The sequence below is a fragment of the Streptomyces sp. NBC_01244 genome (genome assembly GCF_035987325.1).
Taxonomy (GTDB): domain Bacteria; phylum Actinomycetota; class Actinomycetes; order Streptomycetales; family Streptomycetaceae; genus Streptomyces.
This window is the reverse complement of the sequence record NZ_CP108488.1, coordinates 6,927,813-6,945,946: the sequence shown is the minus strand read 5'-3', so window position 1 is coordinate 6,945,946 and position 18,134 is coordinate 6,927,813. Positions and strand designations below refer to the sequence as shown.

11 protein-coding genes are annotated in these 18,134 nt (G+C 69.6%); 2 read left to right on the top strand and 9 right to left on the bottom strand.

Annotation, left to right across the window (positions count from 1 at the left end):
• Positions 1-21 precede the first annotated feature (21 nt).
• From OG247_RS31205 to OG247_RS31180, 6 genes are all read right to left on the bottom strand, one after another.
• The gene (locus OG247_RS31205) at positions 22-1,638 is read right to left on the bottom strand and encodes a glycoside hydrolase family 13 protein (protein ID WP_327255300.1); all 1,617 of its coding nucleotides are present in this window, start codon (positions 1,636-1,638) and stop codon (positions 22-24) included.
• Positions 1,639-1,720: 82 nt separating this feature from the next.
• The gene (locus OG247_RS31200; protein ID WP_327255299.1) at positions 1,721-2,596 is read right to left on the bottom strand and encodes a carbohydrate ABC transporter permease; all 876 of its coding nucleotides are present in this window, start codon (positions 2,594-2,596) and stop codon (positions 1,721-1,723) included.
• 15 nt (positions 2,597-2,611) lie between these two features.
• A complete protein-coding gene (locus OG247_RS31195) occupies positions 2,612-3,520 on the bottom strand; it encodes a carbohydrate ABC transporter permease (RefSeq protein ID WP_327255298.1) in 909 nt (302 codons plus the stop codon).
• Between the two features lie 104 nt (positions 3,521-3,624).
• Positions 3,625-5,025 (bottom strand): ABC transporter substrate-binding protein, encoded by a 1,401-nt coding sequence (locus OG247_RS31190; protein WP_327255297.1) that lies wholly within the window; start codon positions 5,023-5,025, stop codon positions 3,625-3,627.
• Positions 5,026-5,259: 234 nt separating this feature from the next.
• A complete protein-coding gene (locus OG247_RS31185) occupies positions 5,260-6,279 on the bottom strand; it encodes a LacI family DNA-binding transcriptional regulator (RefSeq protein WP_243331733.1) in 1,020 nt (339 codons plus the stop codon).
• A gap of 182 nt (positions 6,280-6,461) precedes the next feature.
• Positions 6,462-10,754, bottom strand: a complete 4,293-nt coding sequence (locus tag OG247_RS31180) for a galactose-binding domain-containing protein (RefSeq protein WP_327255296.1) — start codon at positions 10,752-10,754, stop codon at positions 6,462-6,464.
• A 215-nt stretch (positions 10,755-10,969) separates the two neighbouring features.
• On the opposite strand from OG247_RS31180, the gene OG247_RS31175 reads away from it, so the two are divergent.
• Entirely contained in the window at positions 10,970-12,601 is a 1,632-nt protein-coding gene (locus OG247_RS31175; protein WP_327255295.1) for a sensor histidine kinase, read from the top strand.
• A 56-nt stretch (positions 12,602-12,657) separates the two neighbouring features.
• The gene (locus OG247_RS31170) at positions 12,658-13,350 is read left to right on the top strand and encodes a DUF7342 family protein (RefSeq protein WP_327255294.1); all 693 of its coding nucleotides are present in this window, start codon (positions 12,658-12,660) and stop codon (positions 13,348-13,350) included.
• A 46-nt stretch (positions 13,351-13,396) separates the two neighbouring features.
• Here the strand turns inward: OG247_RS31170 and OG247_RS31165 are convergent, their stop codons facing one another.
• From OG247_RS31165 to OG247_RS31155, 3 genes are all read right to left on the bottom strand, one after another.
• Entirely contained in the window at positions 13,397-14,989 is a 1,593-nt protein-coding gene (locus OG247_RS31165; protein WP_327255293.1) for a solute symporter family protein, read from the bottom strand.
• The gene (locus OG247_RS31160; RefSeq protein ID WP_327255292.1) at positions 14,986-15,534 is read right to left on the bottom strand and encodes a DUF485 domain-containing protein; all 549 of its coding nucleotides are present in this window, start codon (positions 15,532-15,534) and stop codon (positions 14,986-14,988) included. The genes OG247_RS31165 and OG247_RS31160 overlap by 4 nt, the downstream gene beginning before the upstream one ends.
• A gap of 176 nt (positions 15,535-15,710) precedes the next feature.
• Positions 15,711-17,831 carry a DNA gyrase/topoisomerase IV subunit B gene (locus OG247_RS31155; protein WP_327255291.1) on the bottom strand — a complete coding sequence of 707 codons (2,121 nt, stop codon included), beginning with the start codon at positions 17,829-17,831 and terminating at the stop codon, positions 15,711-15,713.
• Positions 17,832-18,134: the final 303 nt, after the last annotated feature.

The following is an 18,134-nucleotide window of genomic DNA, read 5'->3' as shown; positions in this document are numbered from 1 at the left end:
TCGGGCGGTCCGGCCGCGGCGTCAGGTCCGCAGCCAGACCGCCGTGTCCTGCCCGAGCAGCCCCTCCGCATCCAGGGCGGAGCTGCTCAGCAGGAGGCTCGTGTGGGCCGGCAGCGGGACCGGCTCCGGGGACAGGTTGGCCACGCAGACCAGCCCGTCGGGGCGGCTGAAGGCGAGCACACCGGGCGGAGCGGGCAGCCACTGAAGCGATCCGCCGCCGAAGCCGGCCGCGGCGCGGCGCAGGCCCAGGGCCGTCCGGTAGAGGGTGAGCATCGAGGCCGGGTCCCCGTCCTGCCGGTCCGCGGCGTACTGCGGCCAGGTCGCCGGCTGGGGCAGCCAGGGCTCGTTCCAGGGCTCGGCGGTCCACGGCAGCGGGACCCTGCACCCGTCCCGTCCGGGGTCGGTGCCGCCGGACCGGAAGTGCATGGGGTCCTGGATCCGGCCGAGCGGGATGTCGGCCTCCGGAAGCCCCAGTTCCTCGCCCTGGTACACGTAGACGGCGCCGGGCAGGGCGAGGGTCAGCAGGGCGGCGGCGCGGGCCCGCCGGGTGCCGAGCACCAGGTCGGCCGGGGTCCCGAAGGCCTTGGTGGCGAAGTCGAATCCGGTGTCGGCGCGCCCGTAGCGGGTGACCGTACGGGTTACGTCGTGGTTGCACAGCACCCAGGTCGCCGGGGCTCCGACGGGGGCGTGTTCGGCGAGGGTCTCCTCGATGGAGGTGCGCAGCCGGCCGGCGTCCCACGGGCAGCTGAGGAAGGAGAAGTTGAAGGCGGTGTGCAGCTCGTCGGGGCGCAGGTAGCGGGCGAAGCGCTCGGAGTCCGGCAGCCAGACCTCGCCGACGAAGATGGCCCCGTACTCGTCGGCGATGGCCCGCCACGAGCGGTAGATGGTGTGCAGGTCGTCGCGGTCGATGTAGGGGTGGATCTCACCGGGCCCGGGCGGCCACGGCTCAGCCGAACGGCCGGCCAGGTCGGGCAGGGCCGGGTCCTTGGCGAGGAGGGCCGCGGAGTCGATCCGTACGCCGGACACTCCCCGCTCGAACCAGAACCGCAGGACTTCCTCGTGTTCCCGGCGGACGGCGGGGTGGTCCCAGTTGAGGTCGGGCTGCTCGGGGGTGAAGAGGTGCAGGTACCACTCCCCGTCCGGTACCTGCGTCCAGGTGGCCGCGCCGTTGAACTGCGAGGGCCAGTCCCCCGGCGGCAGTTCGCCGTTCTCGCCGCGGCCGGGGCGGAAGTGGAAGAGCTCCCGCTCGGGACTGCCGGGGCCGGCGGCGAGGGCGGCCTTGAACCAGGCGTGCTGGTCGGACACGTGGTTCGGGACGATGTCGACAATGGTGCGGATGCCCAGCTCGCGGGCTTCGGCGATGAGCTTCTCGGCTTCGGCGAGGGTGCCGAAGGCGGGGTCGATGGTGCGGTAGTCGGCGACGTCGTAGCCGCCGTCGGCGAGCGGGGAGAGGTACCAGGGGGTGAACCACAGGGCGTCGACGCCCAGTTCGGCGAGGTAGGGGAGGCGGGCCCGGACGCCCACCAGGTCACCGGTGCCGTCCCCGTCGCCGTCGGCGAAGCTCCGTACGTACACCTGGTAGATGGCGGCCGAGCGCCACCAGTCGGCGGCGTTTTCGGGCAGGGGAAAGTCAGCCACGGAGGGGTCCTTTCACGGCGTTCTTTTCACAGCGGTCTTTTCATGGGGGGCGACCGGGCACGGCGGCTGTGCGGGGTGGCGCTCACCCCTTGAGGGAACCTGCCGTCAGGCCGCTCATGATGTTGCGCTGGAAGATCAGGAAGATGATGAGCGTGGGCGCCGAGGCCATCGCGAGCGCGGCGACGAGATGGTTCTCGGGCACTCCCCTGGCGAGTGAGTAGATGCCGACGTTGAGCGTCTGCAGGGCCGGGTCGGGGAGGGTGAGCATCGGCCAGAGGAAGTCTTTCCAGACCCCGACGACGGCGAAGATCGAAACGACGCCCAGGATGGGCCGGGACATCGGCAGGACCACGGAGCGCAGGGTGCGCAGGGCGGAGGCTCCGTCGATGGAGGCGGCGTCGAGGATCTCGCCCGGGATGGAGTCGAAGAATCGTTTCAGAAGGAAGATGTTGAAGGCGTTCGTGACCGAGGGCAGCCAGATCACCCAGGGCGTGTTGAGCAGGTTCCGCTCGATGAGCGGCATGTCCAGGACCGTGAGGTACTGCGGTACGACGAGGACGGTGGCCGGGATCATCAGCGTGGCCAGCATCATGCCGAGGACGGCCTTGCCGAAGACCGGCCGGAGCTTGGACAGCGAGTAGGCGGCGGCCACGTCGAGGACGAGCTGGAAGGCCAGGGCGCCGAAGGCGTAGTAGAGGGTGTTGAACAGCAGCTTGGCGAGGTCCATGACCTCCCAGGCCGCCGAATAGTTGCCGGGGTGCAGGGAGTCCGGCACCACGGTCGGCGGCACCTGGGTGAACTCCGCCGTGCTCTTGAGGCCGTTGACGACCATCCAGTAGAGGGGCCCGAGGAAGACGACCGTGAAGCCGATGACCACCAGGGCCAGGACGGTCCAGTAGACGGCCTTGCCCCGGGGACGGCCGAGTTGGGCCGGCGATATGAGCGTGCGCTCTGACATGTGAGGGTGCTCCCGTCAGTTCTCGTTGTCGCGGCTCAGCCGGACGTACACGGCGGAGAAGCCTGCGAGCAGGACGAGCAGGCACAGGCCCAGGGCCGCGGCGCCGCCGTACTGGTTGAAACTGAACGCGTACTGGTAGATGAGGACGACGACGGTGGTCGTCGACCCTTCGGGGCCGGCGCCGCCCGTGAGCATGAACGGCTCGACGAACACCTGCATCGTCGCGATGATCTGCATGAGCAGCATCAGCGAGAGGATGAGCTTGGTCTGCGGGATCGTGACGTACCAGATCTTGCGCAGCACCCCGGCTCCGTCGAGCTCCGCCGCTTCGTAGAGCTCCCCGGGGATGCCCTGGAGGGCTGCCAGGTAGATCAGGGTCGCGCCGCCCATGTTCATCCACGTGGAAGCGATGACGACGGAGAGCATCGCGGTATCGGTGGATTGCAGCCAGTCTCGCGCCGGGAGGTGCAGGAATTCCAGAATCCTGTTGAAGACCCCGTAACCGGGGTCGTAGAAGTACTTGAAGAGCAGGATCGAGGCCACCGGCGGCATCATCACCGGGAGGTAGACCAACAGGCGCAAGTAACCCTGCGCGTGCCGGAATTCGTTGAGCACGATCGAGACCACGAACGGGACGGCGAAGCCGAGTACCAGCGCGAGCCCGCTGAAGAGGAGGGTGTTGCGCCAGGCCTGCCAGAACGCCGGGTCGTTGAAGACGTAGCGGAAATTGTCCCAGCCGACCCAGTGGACGGCTCCGCCCTCGGTCTTCTGGAAGGCCAGCAGGAACTCCCGGACCATCGGGTACCAGGAGAAGAAGGAGAAGCAGAGGACGGCGCCGATCAGAAAGCCGTGCGCCGAGAGGTTCCGCTTGAACGCCCGGAGGAAGTCCTCACGAGAGGTACCGGACAGGGTGGGAGCCGACATCGCCGCTCGCTCCTTGGTGGGTCGTCGCCGTCGATTTGCGGGTACGGGGCCTGCGGGCGGGTCCGGGCCGGGGAGGCAGCCCGGACCTCCCCCGGCCGGTGCCCCTACTGGTTGGCCAGCACCTGGTTGACGGCCTTCTCGGCCTCCGCGAGGAGCTGCGTCGTGTCGGCGTCCTTGTTGGTCAGGACCCCCGACATCACCTTGTCGAGGACCTTGTAGACCTCCTGGGCCTTCGCCGGCTCGGCCTTGCCGGCCACCGGGTTGTCCAGGAAGGACTTGAAGTTGACGACCGGCATGGTGGCGCTGGCGGCCTTCAGCTCATCGTCCTTGGCCTTGCTGGCACCGGTGAAGAAGGCGGGCTGAGGAAGCCCGACCGGCAGACCGTCGGTCTTGGAACGGTCGTACTGGAACTGCCCCTTGCCGACCGAGAGCGTCTTGAAGTTCAGCCAGGCGATGGCCGCCTTGATCTTGTCCGGCGAGCTGCCCTTCTTGATCATGTAGCCGTTGCCGCCGGCCAGCGTCGCGGCGCCGCCGGGGATGGGGCCCATGCCGAAGTTCTCGTACTTGCCGGCGAGCTGCTGGACCATGTACGTGATGTCGTCGGGCGCGGCGAGGAACATGCCGAGCTTGTCCGAGGCCATCTGCTTCTGCAGGTCACCCCACTTGAGCAGCTGGGTCTTGCCCATGCTGTCGTCCTCCCAGCGCATGGCGTGGAGGTTGTCCACGACCTGCTTGCCGGTCGCGTTGTTGAAGGCGGCCTTGCCGTCGGCTCCGACGACGTCGCCGCCCAGGCCGTACATCGCGGCCGTGAAGTGCCAGCCGCCGGTGTTCTCGACGCTGTACTCGCCGTAGCCTGCGGTGCCGTTGCCGAGCGCCGCGATCTTCTTGGCGGCCGCCCGGACCTCGTCCCAGGTGCGCGGGGGCTGGTCGGGGTTGAGGCCCGCCTGCTGGAAGAGCTTGCGGTTGATCAGCAGGCCCATCGTGTAGTTGCTGGTGGGCAGGCCGTAAAGCTTGCCGTCCTGCTTCAGGGTGTTGACGACGTTCTTGTCGATGTCGTCGATGCCCGGAACCGTCTTGGCCGTGACGTACGCGGAGATGTCCTCGGCGCCGTCGTTGTCGAGGACCTGCTTGAGGTCCGTGAAGTAGGCGTAGAAGACGTCCGGCTGCGACTTGGCCTTCAGCATCGCGGTGAACCGCGGGGGCTCCAGGCACTGGCCGGGGGTGGAGCGGCCTTCGATCGTGACGTTCGGGTAGGTCTTGTTGAACTCCGCCACGTCCTCCTTCCACTGCTTGAGCTCCGCCTTCTTCGCGGCGGGCGGCATGCAGTCCATGGAGATGGCGACCTTGGTCTTGGGGTCGAGCGGTGCGGAGACGTCCGAGGAATCGCCGGACGGCTGCTCCTTGGGGTCGTCTCCGTTGCTGCTCGTGCCGCAGGCCGCAAGGGCGGTGACGGCGAGCGCCGAGACGAGGGCGATCGCGGTGGTGCGGCGGATGTTGGTTCTCATCGGTGGTCCCCTTCGAGCATCGAGCAGGAGGCGTGGGGCCTGTAAGGAGGCGAGCGCGGCACACTCAACCACCACCGACAGATGAACGCAATATCTCGCGCAGATTTCGCAAGAGATTGGCAATAGGACGCCGGACTACCCCGACCTTGAACGCAAAACAGGGCCCCGGAACGTCAGTGAGACGTCACGGGGCCCTGCGGCCGGGGCTTGGACTCGATGGAGCCCTGTGGGGCGCTACGCGGGACGGGGGCGCGGGACCTGCGCGGTGGAGCCGCGCACGACGAGCTCCGGCTCGAAGAGCAGCTCTCCGGGCTGCACGGCGGCCCCCTGGATCTGCGCGGTGAGCAGCTCCACGGCAGCCCTGCCCATGGCCTCGATGGGCTGCCGGACGGTGGTCAGCGGGGGTTCCGTGCAGTTCATGAAGGCCGAGTCGTCGTACCCGACGACGGAGACCTCGCGGGGCACGTCCAGCCCGCGCCGGCGGGCCGCCCGGATGGCCCCCAGGGCCAGGGGGTCGCTCGCACAGATGATCCCGGTCACCCCGCGGTCCAGCAGCCTCGACGTGGCCGCGTGGCCGCCCTCCAGGGAGAACAGCGCCCGCTCCACGTGTGCGGCGGGCAGCTCGGTGCCGGCCGCCGCGGCGACCGCCTGGGCGGCCACCAGCTTGCGCAGGGAGGGGATGTGGTCGGGCGGGCCCAGCACCAGGCCGATGCGCTCGTGGCCCAGGGAGGCCAAGTGGCGCCAGGCCTGTTCGACCGCGACGGCGTCGTCGCAGGAGACGCACGGGAAGCCGAGGTCCTCTATCGAGGCGTTGATGAGCACCACCGGGACCTTGCGGTCGTGGAGCAGCCGGTAGTGCTCGTGCGGGGCGTCGGCCTGCGCGAAGAGCCCGCCGGCGAAGACGACGCCGGACACCTGCTGCTGGAGCAGGAGCTCGACGTAGTCGGCCTCGGAGACCCCGCCCGTGGTCTGCGTGCAGAGCACCGGGGTCAGCCCCTGCTGGGCCAGCGCGCCGCCGATCACCTCGGCGAAGGCCGGGAAGATCGGGTTCTGGAGTTCCGGCAGGACCAGGCCGACCAGCCGGGCGCGTTCGCCGCGCAGCTGGGTGGGGCGCTCGTAGCCGAGGACGTCCAGGGCGGTGAGCACGGACTGGCGGGTCGCCTCCGAGACGCCCGGCTTGCCGTTGAGCACCCGGCTGACCGTTGCCTCGCTGACCCCCACCTTCTTCGCCACTTGAGCAAGTCGTCGCGTCATGAGCGCAAGAGTAGCGCAAACAATGCAAGTTCCTTGCAGTTCGATTACGGCCAGTTTGGCCCATCGGAAACCGGCGCGGAACCCCCCGCGCCCCACCGGCCCCGGCCATCCCCCGCACGGCGAGCGGCGGGGCACCCCGAAGGGATGCCCCGCCGCTCACGTTCCCCCGTACCGGCCGCCCGCTAGGGCAGCTGGTTGATCTTGAACGTCGAGGTCGTGTTCCGTACGTCCACGGCGTTGTCGCTCATCTTCAGGTTCTGGATGGTCACCTCACCCACCGCCGGCCCCTGTCCCGCTTCGGGCATCTCGTTCGCCCAGAGACCGAAACCGGACTTGGCGTCGAAGGCGTCACCGCTCTTCTTCGCCCCCGTGATGGTGATGTCCTTCAGAATGGTGTCCTTGATGGGATTGACCGGCTGGCCGCCGACGTACTGCGTCTGGAACATGATTCCGCTGTAGGTCGGATCGACGATGTCCACGTTGTTGATGCGGATTCCCTGGAACACCTTGGAAGCCGAGAAGATCCAGATTCCGGGGAAGGTCTGCGCCCCCCAGAAATGGCCTCCGGCCCGGACGATCGAGATGTTCTCGAAGAGCGTCGGATCGGTCCCGAACCCGTTCATCGGATACCCGAAGTCCAGCGAGCTGATGGTGATGCCCGAGTAGACGAGGATGTCCGCGATGTAGATGTTGCGGAAGGTGTTGTTGAAGCCGCCGTAGACGGCGACACCGGCCGCGCGCCAGGTGAGGATGGCGCTCAGGTTCTCGTAGACGTTGTTCTTCATGTCCGCGCCGCCCGCGTCGATGGCGGAGAACAGCGCGAAGCTGTCGTCACCCGTGGAACGCGCCTCGATGTTGGCCACGAGGTTGTCCGTGCTGCCGTTGGTCATGTTGATGCCGTCGGCGAAGGTGTCGCGGATCCGCGAGTTCTTGATCGTGATCCGGTCGGTGTTGGCGCCCCAGTAGAGGCACACCTGGTGCTCGTTCCAGACGTTGTCGATGGTCATGTCGGTCACGTTGGCGAAGTCGAAGACCTTGCCCGGACCGTCGATGCGCGAGGTGTAGTTGCCGAAGTAGGCGAAGCCCGTGAAGGACGATCCCTTCGCGGTGCCCTCCGCGCGCCATCCGTTGTCGGTGTTGTCCTGCGTGGACGGGGCGAGGAAGCGGGTGAACCACGGTCCGGCGCCGACGACCTGCACGGCCTTGCCGTACACCTGGAACTTGCTCGCCGTGGCGTAGTCGCCCGGCGGCAGATAGACACCCACGAGCTTGCCCGTGGTGTCCATGCGGACTTTGTCCAGGGCGTTCTGCACGTCCTGGTGGGTGAAGCCGGCGGGCACCGTGTAGGTCGCCGCGTCGGGGTTGGGGATCACCGTGGCCTGTTCCAGGCTCACGAAGTCGATCGCGTAGGTGGTGGTGTTCGCCGCGTCCTTCTGAAGGCGGATCTTGCTGCCCTGCGGGACTGTCTCGCCGAGGAGGATGTTGGCCTCGTCGTAGATGTGCCGCGGGGCTCCGGCGCTCGGCGCGTTGCCCGGGCCGGCCTCGGCCCCGTAGAGCCAGGCGTACTTCGAGGTCAGCGGCAGGGCCTTCTTGAGGACGCCGTTGACGTAGACGTTGATGGTGGAGTCGATGCCGCCGCCGCCCGGGGCGTCCGGGATGGAGAAGCGGGTGACCAGGGTGTTGGTCGCGGCCCTGGTGGTGAACTCGACGTACTCACCCGTCGCGTCCAGGTTCACGGCCTTGCGGCCCGAGGCCTCGCCGGCGATGTCACCGACGGTCCGGTTGGGGCCGACGACGTTGGCTCCGCCGCCGACCACTCCGTCCTCCGCCTCGTAGGTGTCGAAGGGCATGTTCGCCCCGCGGCCGACGAAGAAGGGCTTGGTGGAGGTGTTGTTGGCGCGCTTGACCGGCAGTTCGTTGGCGTCGTCGGCCAGCACCACCTTGACGGTGTACTTGCCGTTGGCCGCCGTCCAGTTGCCGAGGGCGATCGGGGCCGAGGAGGCACCGGCCGCGAGCGCGCCGCTGAAGGATCCCGTCAGGGTGCGGATGGTGGCGCCGCCCGCGTCCTGCAGGGTGAGGGTGACGTTGTGGGTGCCCGCCGCGGCGGCCACGGTGCCCTGGTTCTTGACATTGACGGAGAAGTTCACGGACTGGCCGGCGGACGGGGCGCTCGGCGACCATCCGACGGACGAGGCCACCAGGTCCGAGCTGTCGACCGGGCGGACCACGAGCGGGGAGCCGGTGAGGCTGTTGTTCGTCTCGTTCTGCTCGATGACCGTGTTCGCCTCGTCGACGACCGCGCTCAGCGGGTAGCTGCCCGCGTCGCGCGGGCCGATCCCGGCGGTGACGTCGGCCGTGGCGCCGGCGGCCAGCGCGGGCACATTGGCGGAGGCGACCTTGGAGCCGCCGAGCTGGAAGGAGACGGAGGTCGCCGCCGCCGGGGCCGGGCCGGTGTTCTTGACGGTGGCGGACAGGGTGACGGAGTCCGACTCGACCGGGGTGGCCGGGCTGGCGCTCACCGCGGTGACCTGGAGGTCCGGGTTGGGCGCCGCGACGCCCATGACCTGGAACTCGGCGATCTGGCCGTTGGAGGAGCCGGTGTTGGAGGTGAAGCGCAGCTGCACGTCCGCGACCCGGGCGTTCACCGGGATGGTGACGGTGTTGGAGCCGGAGGCCGGGTTGAAGACGTAGTCCTTGGCGGCCACCAGGCCGGTGACGCCCGAAGCGCTCTGCTCGCGGCCGAGGACCTGGATGTTCTGGGTGCGGGTGCCCCAGCTGCTGTCCGGGTTGAGCTTGAGGACCAGGCGGTCTACGTCGGCGTTGGACCCGAGCTTGACGGTCAGCGTGCTCGGGTAGGCGCCGCCCGCCCCTTCCCAGTAGGTGGAGGTGCTGTTGTCGTTGGCGTTCTCCGCGACGAAGGTGTGGATCACGGAGGAGCCCTCGATGGGCTTGCCGACGGCCAGGTTGGAGCCGCCGCCTGTGCCACTGCCGTTGCGGGTCACGGAGTTGCTGTCACCGGAGCGGTTGCCCGCCGCGTCCTTGGCCCGGACGAAGTAGCTCACGGTGGCGGTGGCCGGCTGCGTGTCCGTGTAGGTGGTCACGTTCCCCGCGACCGTGGTGAGCAGCAGGTTGTTGGCGAAGACCTCGTAGCCGGTGACGCCGACGTTGTCGGTGGATGCCTGCCAGGTCAGCTTGATCTGGCCGGAGGCCGGCTCGGTGAAGGCCAGGGCGCCCGGGATGGTCGGGGCCTGGGTGTCGCCGGTGTCGCCGGCTCGGGTGACGCTGTTGCTGTTGGCCGACTGGTTGCCGGCCGCGTCCTTGGCCCGGACGTGGTAGGTCACGCTCGCCGAGGCGGGCTGGGTGTCCGTGTAGGTGGTGACGTTGCCCGCGACGCTGGTGCGCAGCTGGTTGTTGGCGTAGACGTCGTAGCCGGTGACGCCCGTGTTGTCGGTGGCGGCGTTCCAGGTGAGCTTGATCTGTCCGGTCGCGGGCTCGGTGTAGGCGAGCGCCGTCGGGGCGGCCGGGGCCTGGGTGTCGCCGGTCGTCGGGCCGTAGATCTCCAGCTCGGAGAGCTGCCCGCCGGGCTGTACGGAGTTGGCCGATATCCACACCCGCACGTAGCGGGTAGTGGTGGCGTCGAAGGTGACGGTCACCGCGTTGGCGGCGGCGGCGTTGAACTCGTAGGCCTTGGACGCCGTCAGGTCGGTGTATTCCGTCCCGTTGGCGCTGCCCTGGATCTTGAGGGTCTGGGTGCGGGGGCCCCAGTTCTCGGGCAGCTTGAGGACCACGCGGTCCACGCGGACGGAGGAGCCCAGGTCGGCCTGGAGCCACTGGGGCATGGCGTTGTTGACGCTCTCCCAGTAGCTGGCGGTGTTGCCGTCGCCGGCGTTGCCCGGCACGTAGACCTGGGTGTTGCTGCTCGCGGTGAAGGTCTTGCCGAGGGCCAGGTTGGTCCCGGAGTCACCGGGGGCGCGGACCTCCAGCTCGGAGAGCTGGGCGGCCTGCCAGCCGGTGTTGGCGGTGACGTCGATCCGCACGTACCGGGCCTGGGTGGCCGGGAAGCCGATGGTGACCACGTTTCCGGCGCCCTGGCCGAAGGTGTACGTCGCCGAGCTCACCAGGGTGCTGAAGCTGGTGCCGTCGGCGCTGCCCTGGACGGACAGGGTCTGGTTGCGGCTCTCCCAGGAGGCGGGGAGCTTGAGCACCACCTGGTCGACGCGGGTGGTGGCTCCGAGGTCGGTCTGCACCCATTGCGGGAAGGTGCTGCCGGCGCTCTCCCAGTACGAGGACTGGTTGCCGTCCGTGACGTTGCCGGCCGTGTAGGCGCCGTTGGTACTGCTCGCCGTGGCGGGCCTGCCCGCCGAGACGCTCGGTCCGCCGGCGGCCACGGCGGTCAGAGCGGGCCAGCCCAGCATCAGCAGGGCCGTGCTGATCAAGGCGGCCAGGGTCCGCCATCTCCAGTTGTGCCTTCTCATATGTCCTCGTCCCTCGACATGAACTTTCTGAACCATGGGAGATAGGAATTTGCAGTGTGCGGTGCGAGAGTTGCAGAGCTTTGGCGAGTCGTCTACATCTCTGACCGCACTTTCCCACCGTCATCGCTTGCGCAAGCTGGGCGCAAATAACGCAAGCCATTTGCGTGAGGGGGAGGAATTCCACTTATGCCCGAACCGCCCTACCGTTCGTACTCATGCGGTCCCTGCGGTTCCCCCACATGAGCCCTCGGCGGCTCGGCCTCCCCCGACGGGCCGCCTCCCAGATCCTGATGACGCAGCTGGCCATCGCCGCCGGGGTCCTCGCCCTGGCCACCGGCCTCTTCCTGGCCCCGCTGAGCTCGCAGCTCGACGACCAGGCCATGCGGCGTGCCCTGGCCATCGCCCAGAGCGCCGCCGCCGACCCCTCCCTGGCCACCGGCCTCATCAGCTCGGCCCCCTCACCGGACAGCCCGGTACAGGCCTCGGCGGAGCGGATCCGCTCCGCCACCGGCGCCGAGTACGTGGTGGTCCTGGACCTGGACGGCATCCGCCGCTCGCACCCGAGCCCCGACCGCATCGGGCGCCGCGTCTCCACCGACCCCGGCGACGTCCTGGCCGGCCGCGAAGTCATGGAGATCGACGAGGGCACCTTGGGCCGCTCCGCGCGCGGCAAGGTCCCCCTGCTCGCCGCCGACGGCGAGCTCGTCGGCGCCGTCTCGGTCGGCATCGCCTACGACAGCGTCCAGGGCCGCCTGCTGGGCGCCATCCCGGGCCTGCTCGCGTACGCGGGCGGGGCCCTGGCCGCGGGCGCCCTCGCCGCCTACCTGCTCTCGCGCAGGATCCAGCGACAGACCCGCGACCTGGCCTTCTCCGATATCGCGGGTCTGCTCGCCGAGCGCGAGGCGATGCTGCACTCCATCCGCGAAGGCGTGATCGCCCTCGACCGGGACGGCCGGGTCCGGCTGGTCAACGACGAGGCGGCCCGGCTGCTGGGTCTCGCGCCCGAGGCCGCCGGCGTCGTGGCGGGGCGCGCGCTGGACGAGGTGCTCGGCGCCGGCCGCACCACCGACGTCCTCACCGGCCGGGTCACGGGCCGCGACCTGCTCACGGTCCAGGGCAGCAGGGTCCTGGTCGCCAACCGGATGCCCACCGAGGACGGCGGAGCCGTGGCCACTCTGCGCGACCGCACCGAGCTGGAGCACCTGGGCCGCGAGCTCGACTCCACCAAGGGCCTCATCGACGCCCTGCGCGCCCAGGACCACGAGCACGCCAACCGGCTCCACACCCTCCTGGGCCTGCTGGAACTGGGCCTGTACGAGGAGGCCGTGGAGTTCGTCACGGAGGTGGCCGGCGTGCACCGCAGCACGGCCGAGCAGGTCACCGAGAAGGTGCAGGACCCGCTGCTCGCCGCCCTGCTGATGGGCAAGGCCACGGTCGCCGCGGAGCGCGGGGTCCCCCTGCGGCTCGCCGATTCGGCCCTGCTGCCCGACCGCCTCGTCGACCCGGGAGGTCTGGTCACCATCCTCGGCAACCTCGTCGACAACGCACTGGACGCCGCGGTCGGCTCGCCCGCGCCCCTGGTCGAGGTCGACATCCGGGCGGACGGCCGCACGGCGGTCCTGCTGGTCCGCGACAGCGGCCCCGGCGTCCCGGTGGCACGCCGCGAGGAGATCTTCACCGAGGGCTGGTCGACCAAACAGCCCCCGGCCGGCGCCCACCGCGGACGCGGGCTCGGTCTCGCCCTGGTGCGCCGCCTGGCCGAGCGGCAGGGCGGCACGGTCCGGGCCGGCGAGGCAGCGGACGGAGGGGCGGAGTTCTCCGTCGTACTCCCGGAGGCCCTGCGATGAACGATTCCAGCGCGTTCAGCACATCCGGTGCATCCGGTGCATCCGGCAGTTTCGGCGTGTTTGACGTACTGATCGTCGACGACGACATGCGTGTTGCCCGGATCAACGCGGCCTACGTGGCCAAGGTTCCCGGCTTCCGCGTGTCGGCCCAGGCCCATTCCGCGGCGGAGGCGCTGGCCCTCCTCGACTCACACCCGGTGGACCTGATCCTCCTCGACCACTACCTCCCCGACGAGAACGGCCTCGACCTGGTCCGGCGCCTGCGCGAGCGCGGCCACCGCACCGACGTGATCATGGTGACGGCCGCCCGCGACCTGGCAACCGTCCAGGCCGCGATGCGCCTCGGCGCCCTCCAGTACCTGGTCAAACCCTTCACCTTCGCGGGCCTGCGGACCCGGCTGGAGGCCTACGGGGCCCTGCGCCGCACCCTGGACACGGGCGGCGAGGCCGAACAGGCGGAGGTGGACCGGATCTTCGGCGCCCTTGCCTCGGCAGGCGCGGACGCCCCGAGCGACCTCCCCAAGGGGCACTCCCCCACCACCGCCGACCTGGTCCGCGGAATCCTGCGCACGGCCGAAGGCCCGCTCTCCACCCAGCAGATCGCCGACCGCGCGGGGATCAGCCGCCAGACCGCCCAGCGCTACCTCAAGCTCCTCGACCGCACCGGCCGCGTCACCCTCGCCCTGCGCTACGGCGAAACGGGCCGCCCGGAACACCGTTACGCCTGGCGCCCTACCACCACGGGCTGACCCCGGCCGCCCGGTCGGCCGATCCCGCTCCCCCGCCGCGCCGGCCCTACACCGCACCGGCCCCGGTCAGCGCGCGGACCTCGGTCTCCGCGTGCCGCCGCTCGTCCGGTTCCTCCGCCGAGGTCGCGGTGCCCAGCCAGCCCGCCAGGAAGCCCAGCGGGATGGACACGATGCCCGGGTTCTGGAGCGGGAAGAACTGGAAGTCCACACCCGGGAACAGGGATTCGGGGCTGCCGGAAACCACCGGTGACAGCGCCACCAGCAGCACGGCCGGGAGCAGCCCCCCGTACACCGACCAGACGGCGCCCCGCGTGGTGAACCCGCGCCAGAACAGCGAGTACAGGAGCACCGGCAGGTTCGCCGAGGCCGCCACCGCGAAGGCCAGGCCCACCAGGAAGGCCACGTTCAGGTCCTGCGCGAGCAGTCCCAGCGCGATCGCCACCGCCCCGATCCCGACCGCGGCCACCCTGGCCACCGCCACCTCGCTGCGCTGCCGGGCGTGGCGGCGCTTGAGCGAGGCGTACAGGTCGTGCGCGACGGAGGCCGACGAGGCGAGGGTGATCCCCGCGACCACCGCGAGGATGGTCGCGAAGGCGATGGCCGCCACGAAGGCGAACAGCACCGCGCCGCCCGTCGAGTCGGCCCCGCCGCCCAGGAAGGCCGCGAGCAGCGGAACCGCCGTGTTCCCGGAGGCGTTGGAGGCCCTGACCTCCTCCGGCCCGAGCAGCGCCGCCGCGCCGAAGCCGAGCACGATGGTCATCAGGTAGAAGCCGCCGATCAGCCCGATCGCCCACACCACCGACCGGCGGGCCGCCCGTGCGGTGGGCACGGTGTAGAAGCGCGACAGGATGTGCGGCAGTCCGGCCGTGCCCAGGACCAGGGCGAGCCCGAGGCTCATGAAGTCGAAGCGGGCCGTCCAGTCCCCGCCGTACTTGAGCCCGGGGCCCAGGAACCGGTCGCCGTGCCCGCTGCGCTCGGCGGCGCTGCTGAGCAGCTGGTCGAAGTTCCCGTGGAAGCGCAGCAGCACGAGCACCGTCAGGGTGATCGCCCCGCCCATCAGCAGCACGGCCTTGACGATCTGGATCCAGGTGGTGGCCCGCATGCCGCCGAAGGACACGTAGATCACCATGAGGGCGCCGACCCCGATGACGGTCAGCGTCCGTGCGGCCCGGCCCGAATCGGCGAGCAGCAGGCCCACGAGGCTGCCGGCGCCGACCATCTGGGCGACGAGGTACAGCACGGAGACGACCACCGACGAGGTGCCTGCGGCGATCCGGACCGGCCGCTCGCTCATCCGCGCGGCGACCACGTCGGCGAGGGTGAACCGGCCGCAGTTGCGGACGAGTTCGGCGACGAGGAACAGGACGACCAGCCAGGCGACGAGGAAGCCCACCGAGTACAGCAGGCCGTCGTAGCCGAAGAGGGCGATGAGGCCGGAGATGCCGAGGAAGGAGGCGGCGGACATGTAGTCACCGGCGATGGCGAAACCGTTCTCCATCGGCGAGAACAGCCGCCCGCCCGCGTAGAACTCCTCCGCCGAACCATGCCGGTTGCGGCTCACCCAGGTGGTGATGCCCAGGGTGACGGCGATGAAGACGCTGAACAGGAGCAGCGCCAGCGTCTGGTGCTCCGTGGTCACCGGCCCGCCCCCCGTGCCCGGGTGCGCTCCCCGGCATCCGCCCGGCGGACCTGCTCCTGCTCGAAGACCGTCCAGCGCAGGTCCAGCGCCGCGCGGTCGCGCCGCAGCCGGGCGTGCCGGGCGTAGGCCCAGGTCAGCAGGAAGGTGCTGAGGAACTGGCCGAGACCAGCCAGCAGGGCCACGTTGACGGACCCGAACACCGGCCGGGCCATCATGCCGGGCGCCGTGGTGGCGGCGATCACGTAGGCCACGTACCAGAGGAAGAAGCCGACGGTCGCGGGGACGACGAACCTCCGGTAGCGGCCGCGCACCTCCTGGAAGGCGGCGCTGCGCTGCACTTCGAGGTAGATGTCGGACGCTGCGCGCGCGGGTGCGCCGCCGGGGCCGGAGCTCGGGGGTGACGTTTCCGCTCCGCCGCCCGGCGCTCCGCCGGACCCCTCGCCCACGCCGGCACCCTCGCCCTCACCCCAACCGACGGCCAGCGCGTCGTACCAGGGGTCGTCCAGCCGGATCGTTCCGGCATCACGACCTTCGTGCTTGTCCACCGAACTCTCCTTGTCCGCCGCCGCAGTGGCCGCGTGCCCACAAGGATGTGCGGGAGGGACGGTTTCCGGACTGGTGTCCCGGTGCTCTTCACTCCATCAGGTGATGGAGTGAAGAGCACCGGTGTGCCAGGGCCACGGAAGTGCCACCGGGGGACCCCCGGTGGCCCCGGGTCCGTTCAGGCGTCGATGCGCGAGCGGTCCAGGGTGGCGGCGGAGCTGGTGATGAACTCCTTGCGCGGAGCCACCTCGTTGCCCATGAGCAGGTCGAAGACCGACTCGGCCGAATCCAGGTCGCCGATGTTGATCCGGCGCAGGGTGCGGAAACGGGGATCCATGGTGGTCTCCGCCAGCTGATCGGCATCCATCTCGCCGAGGCCCTTGTAGCGCTGGATCGAGTCCTTGTACCGGATGTTCTTGCGCTGGTACTCCAGCAGGTTCTGGCGCAGCTCGTTGTCCGAGTACGTGTAGACGTACTTGTCCTGGCCCTTCTTCGGCTGGACGAGCTCGATCCGGTGCAGCGGCGGCACGGCGGCGAAGACCCGGCCCGCCTCGACCATCGGGCGCATGTAGCGCTGGAAGAGCGTGAGCAGCAGGCAGCGGATGTGCGCGCCGTCCACATCGGCGTCCACGAGCAGGACGATCTTCCCGTACCGGGCGGCGTCGATGTCGAAGGTCCGGCCCGAGCCGGCTCCTATGACCTGGATGATCGCCCCGCACTCGGCGTTCTTGAGCATGTCCGAGACCGAGGACTTCTGGACGTTGAGGATCTTGCCCCGGATGGGCAGCAGCGCCTGGAACTCGGAGTTCCGGGCGAGCTTTGCCGTACCGAGGGCCGAGTCCCCCTCGACGATGAAGAGCTCGCTGCGCTCCACGTCGTCACTGCGGCAGTCGGCCAGCTTGGCGGGCAGCGAGGAGGACTCCAGCGCGGTCTTGCGCCGCTGCGCCTCCTTGTGCTGGCGGGCCGCGATCCGGGTCCGGGCGGCCGCGACGATCTTCTCCATCACGGAGCGGGCCTGCTGCTTGTCGTCCCGCTTGGTGGAGGTCAGGAAGGCCTTGAGCTCCTTGGCCACGACGGCCGCGACGATCCGGGTGGCCGCCGAGGTGCCGAGCACCTCCTTGGTCTGGCCCTCGAACTGCGGCTCGGCGAGGCGGACGGTGACGACCGCCGTCATGCCTTCCATCGCGTCGTCCTTGACCACGTCGTCCTCGGCGACCCGCAGCAGCTTCGCGGAGCGCAGCACCTCGTTCACGGTCTTGGTGACCGAGCGCTCGAATCCGGAGATGTGGGTGCCGCCCTTGGGGGTGGCGATGATGTTCACGAACGACTTCACGTTCGTCTCGTACCCCGTGCCCCAGCGCAGGGCGATGTCCACGCCGAGCTCACGGGTGACCTCGGTGGGGGTCATGTGGCCTCGGTCGTCGAGGACCGGGACGGTCTCCTTGAAGATTCCGGTGCCGGTCAGGCGCAGGACGTCACAGGCCGCCTTGTCCTGGGCGAGGTACTCGCAGAACTCGCTGATGCCTCCGTCGAAGCGGAAGGTCTCCTCGGTCTTGCCGGCTCCTTCCAGGGCCCGCTCGTCGCGGACCACGATGGTCAGGCCGGGCACGAGGAAGGCCGTCTGGCGGGCGCGCTGGTAGAGCGTGTCCAGCGTGAGCTTGGCGTCCTTGAGGAAGATCTGCCGGTCGGCCCAGTAGCGGATCCGGGTGCCCGTCTTGCCCTTGGCGATCCGCTTGCCCTTGCGCAGACCGTTGGCGGGGTCGAAGGGGCTGTCGGGGCCCTGCTCGGTGAACATGCCGGGGACGCCGCGGCGGAAGCTGATGGCCTGCGTCGCGCTGCCCCGGTCCACCTCTACGTCCAGACGCGCCGAGAGGGCGTTGACCACGGAGGCGCCGACGCCGTGCAGGCCGCCGGAGGCCGCGTACGACCCGCCGCCGAACTTGCCGCCGGCGTGCAGCTTGGTCATGACGACCTCGACGCCGGAGAGGCCGGTCTTGGGCTCGACGTCCACGGGGATGCCGCGGCCGTTGTCGCGGACCTCCACGGAGGAGTCCTCGTGGAGGATCACCTCGATGTGGTCGCAGTACCCGCCCAGGGCCTCATCGACCGAATTGTCGATGATCTCCCAGAGGCAGTGCATGAGGCCCCGGCTGTCGGTGGAGCCGATATACATGCCGGGGCGCTTGCGGACGGCCTCGAGGCCTTCGAGGACGAGCAGGTGCCGCGCGGTGTAGTTGGAGCCGTCCCGGTCTGCTCCGGTCAGCAGTGCGCTGGAAGGCACGGACGTGTCGGCGGTCACGCAGTTCGCTCCTCGCTGAATTTCTTTTCTGGCCCGGTCGGGCGCAGTGGTGGCTCGGTTGCCGTTGGAAGGGTACCGAGGCCTGGTAGAGCCGATGCAACGCCATCCCAGCCCCTTCACCAGCCTAGTGCAGGTCCGTACGCATGTTCGATCCCCCGTGAGGGTGAAGCAAACATCACGTTCCCTTCCACGCATGAACCATTTAGTGTTCGGGCACGTCCTCATGAACAACCGGCACTCAGCCGGAGAGGGCAGAACTGCGACAAGCGAACGACCTGACAACGCGAAACCGTAAAGCAACGC

Bases quoted from the DNA above. Each gene is read 5' to 3' on its own strand.
- OG247_RS31200 (WP_327255299.1), bottom strand. From the start codon at position 2,596: ATGTCAGAGCGCACGCTCATATCGCCGGCCCAACTCGGCCGTCCCCGG.
- OG247_RS31195 (WP_327255298.1), bottom strand. From the start codon at position 3,520: ATGTCGGCTCCCACCCTGTCCGGTACCTCTCGTGAGGACTTCCTCCGG.
- OG247_RS31190 (WP_327255297.1), bottom strand. From the start codon at position 5,025: ATGAGAACCAACATCCGCCGCACCACCGCGATCGCCCTCGTCTCGGCG.
- OG247_RS31185 (WP_243331733.1), bottom strand. From the start codon at position 6,279: ATGACGCGACGACTTGCTCAAGTGGCGAAGAAGGTGGGGGTCAGCGAG.
- OG247_RS31180 (WP_327255296.1), bottom strand. From the start codon at position 10,754: ATGAGAAGGCACAACTGGAGATGGCGGACCCTGGCCGCCTTGATCAGC.
- OG247_RS31175 (WP_327255295.1), top strand. From the start codon at position 10,970: ATGCGGTCCCTGCGGTTCCCCCACATGAGCCCTCGGCGGCTCGGCCTC.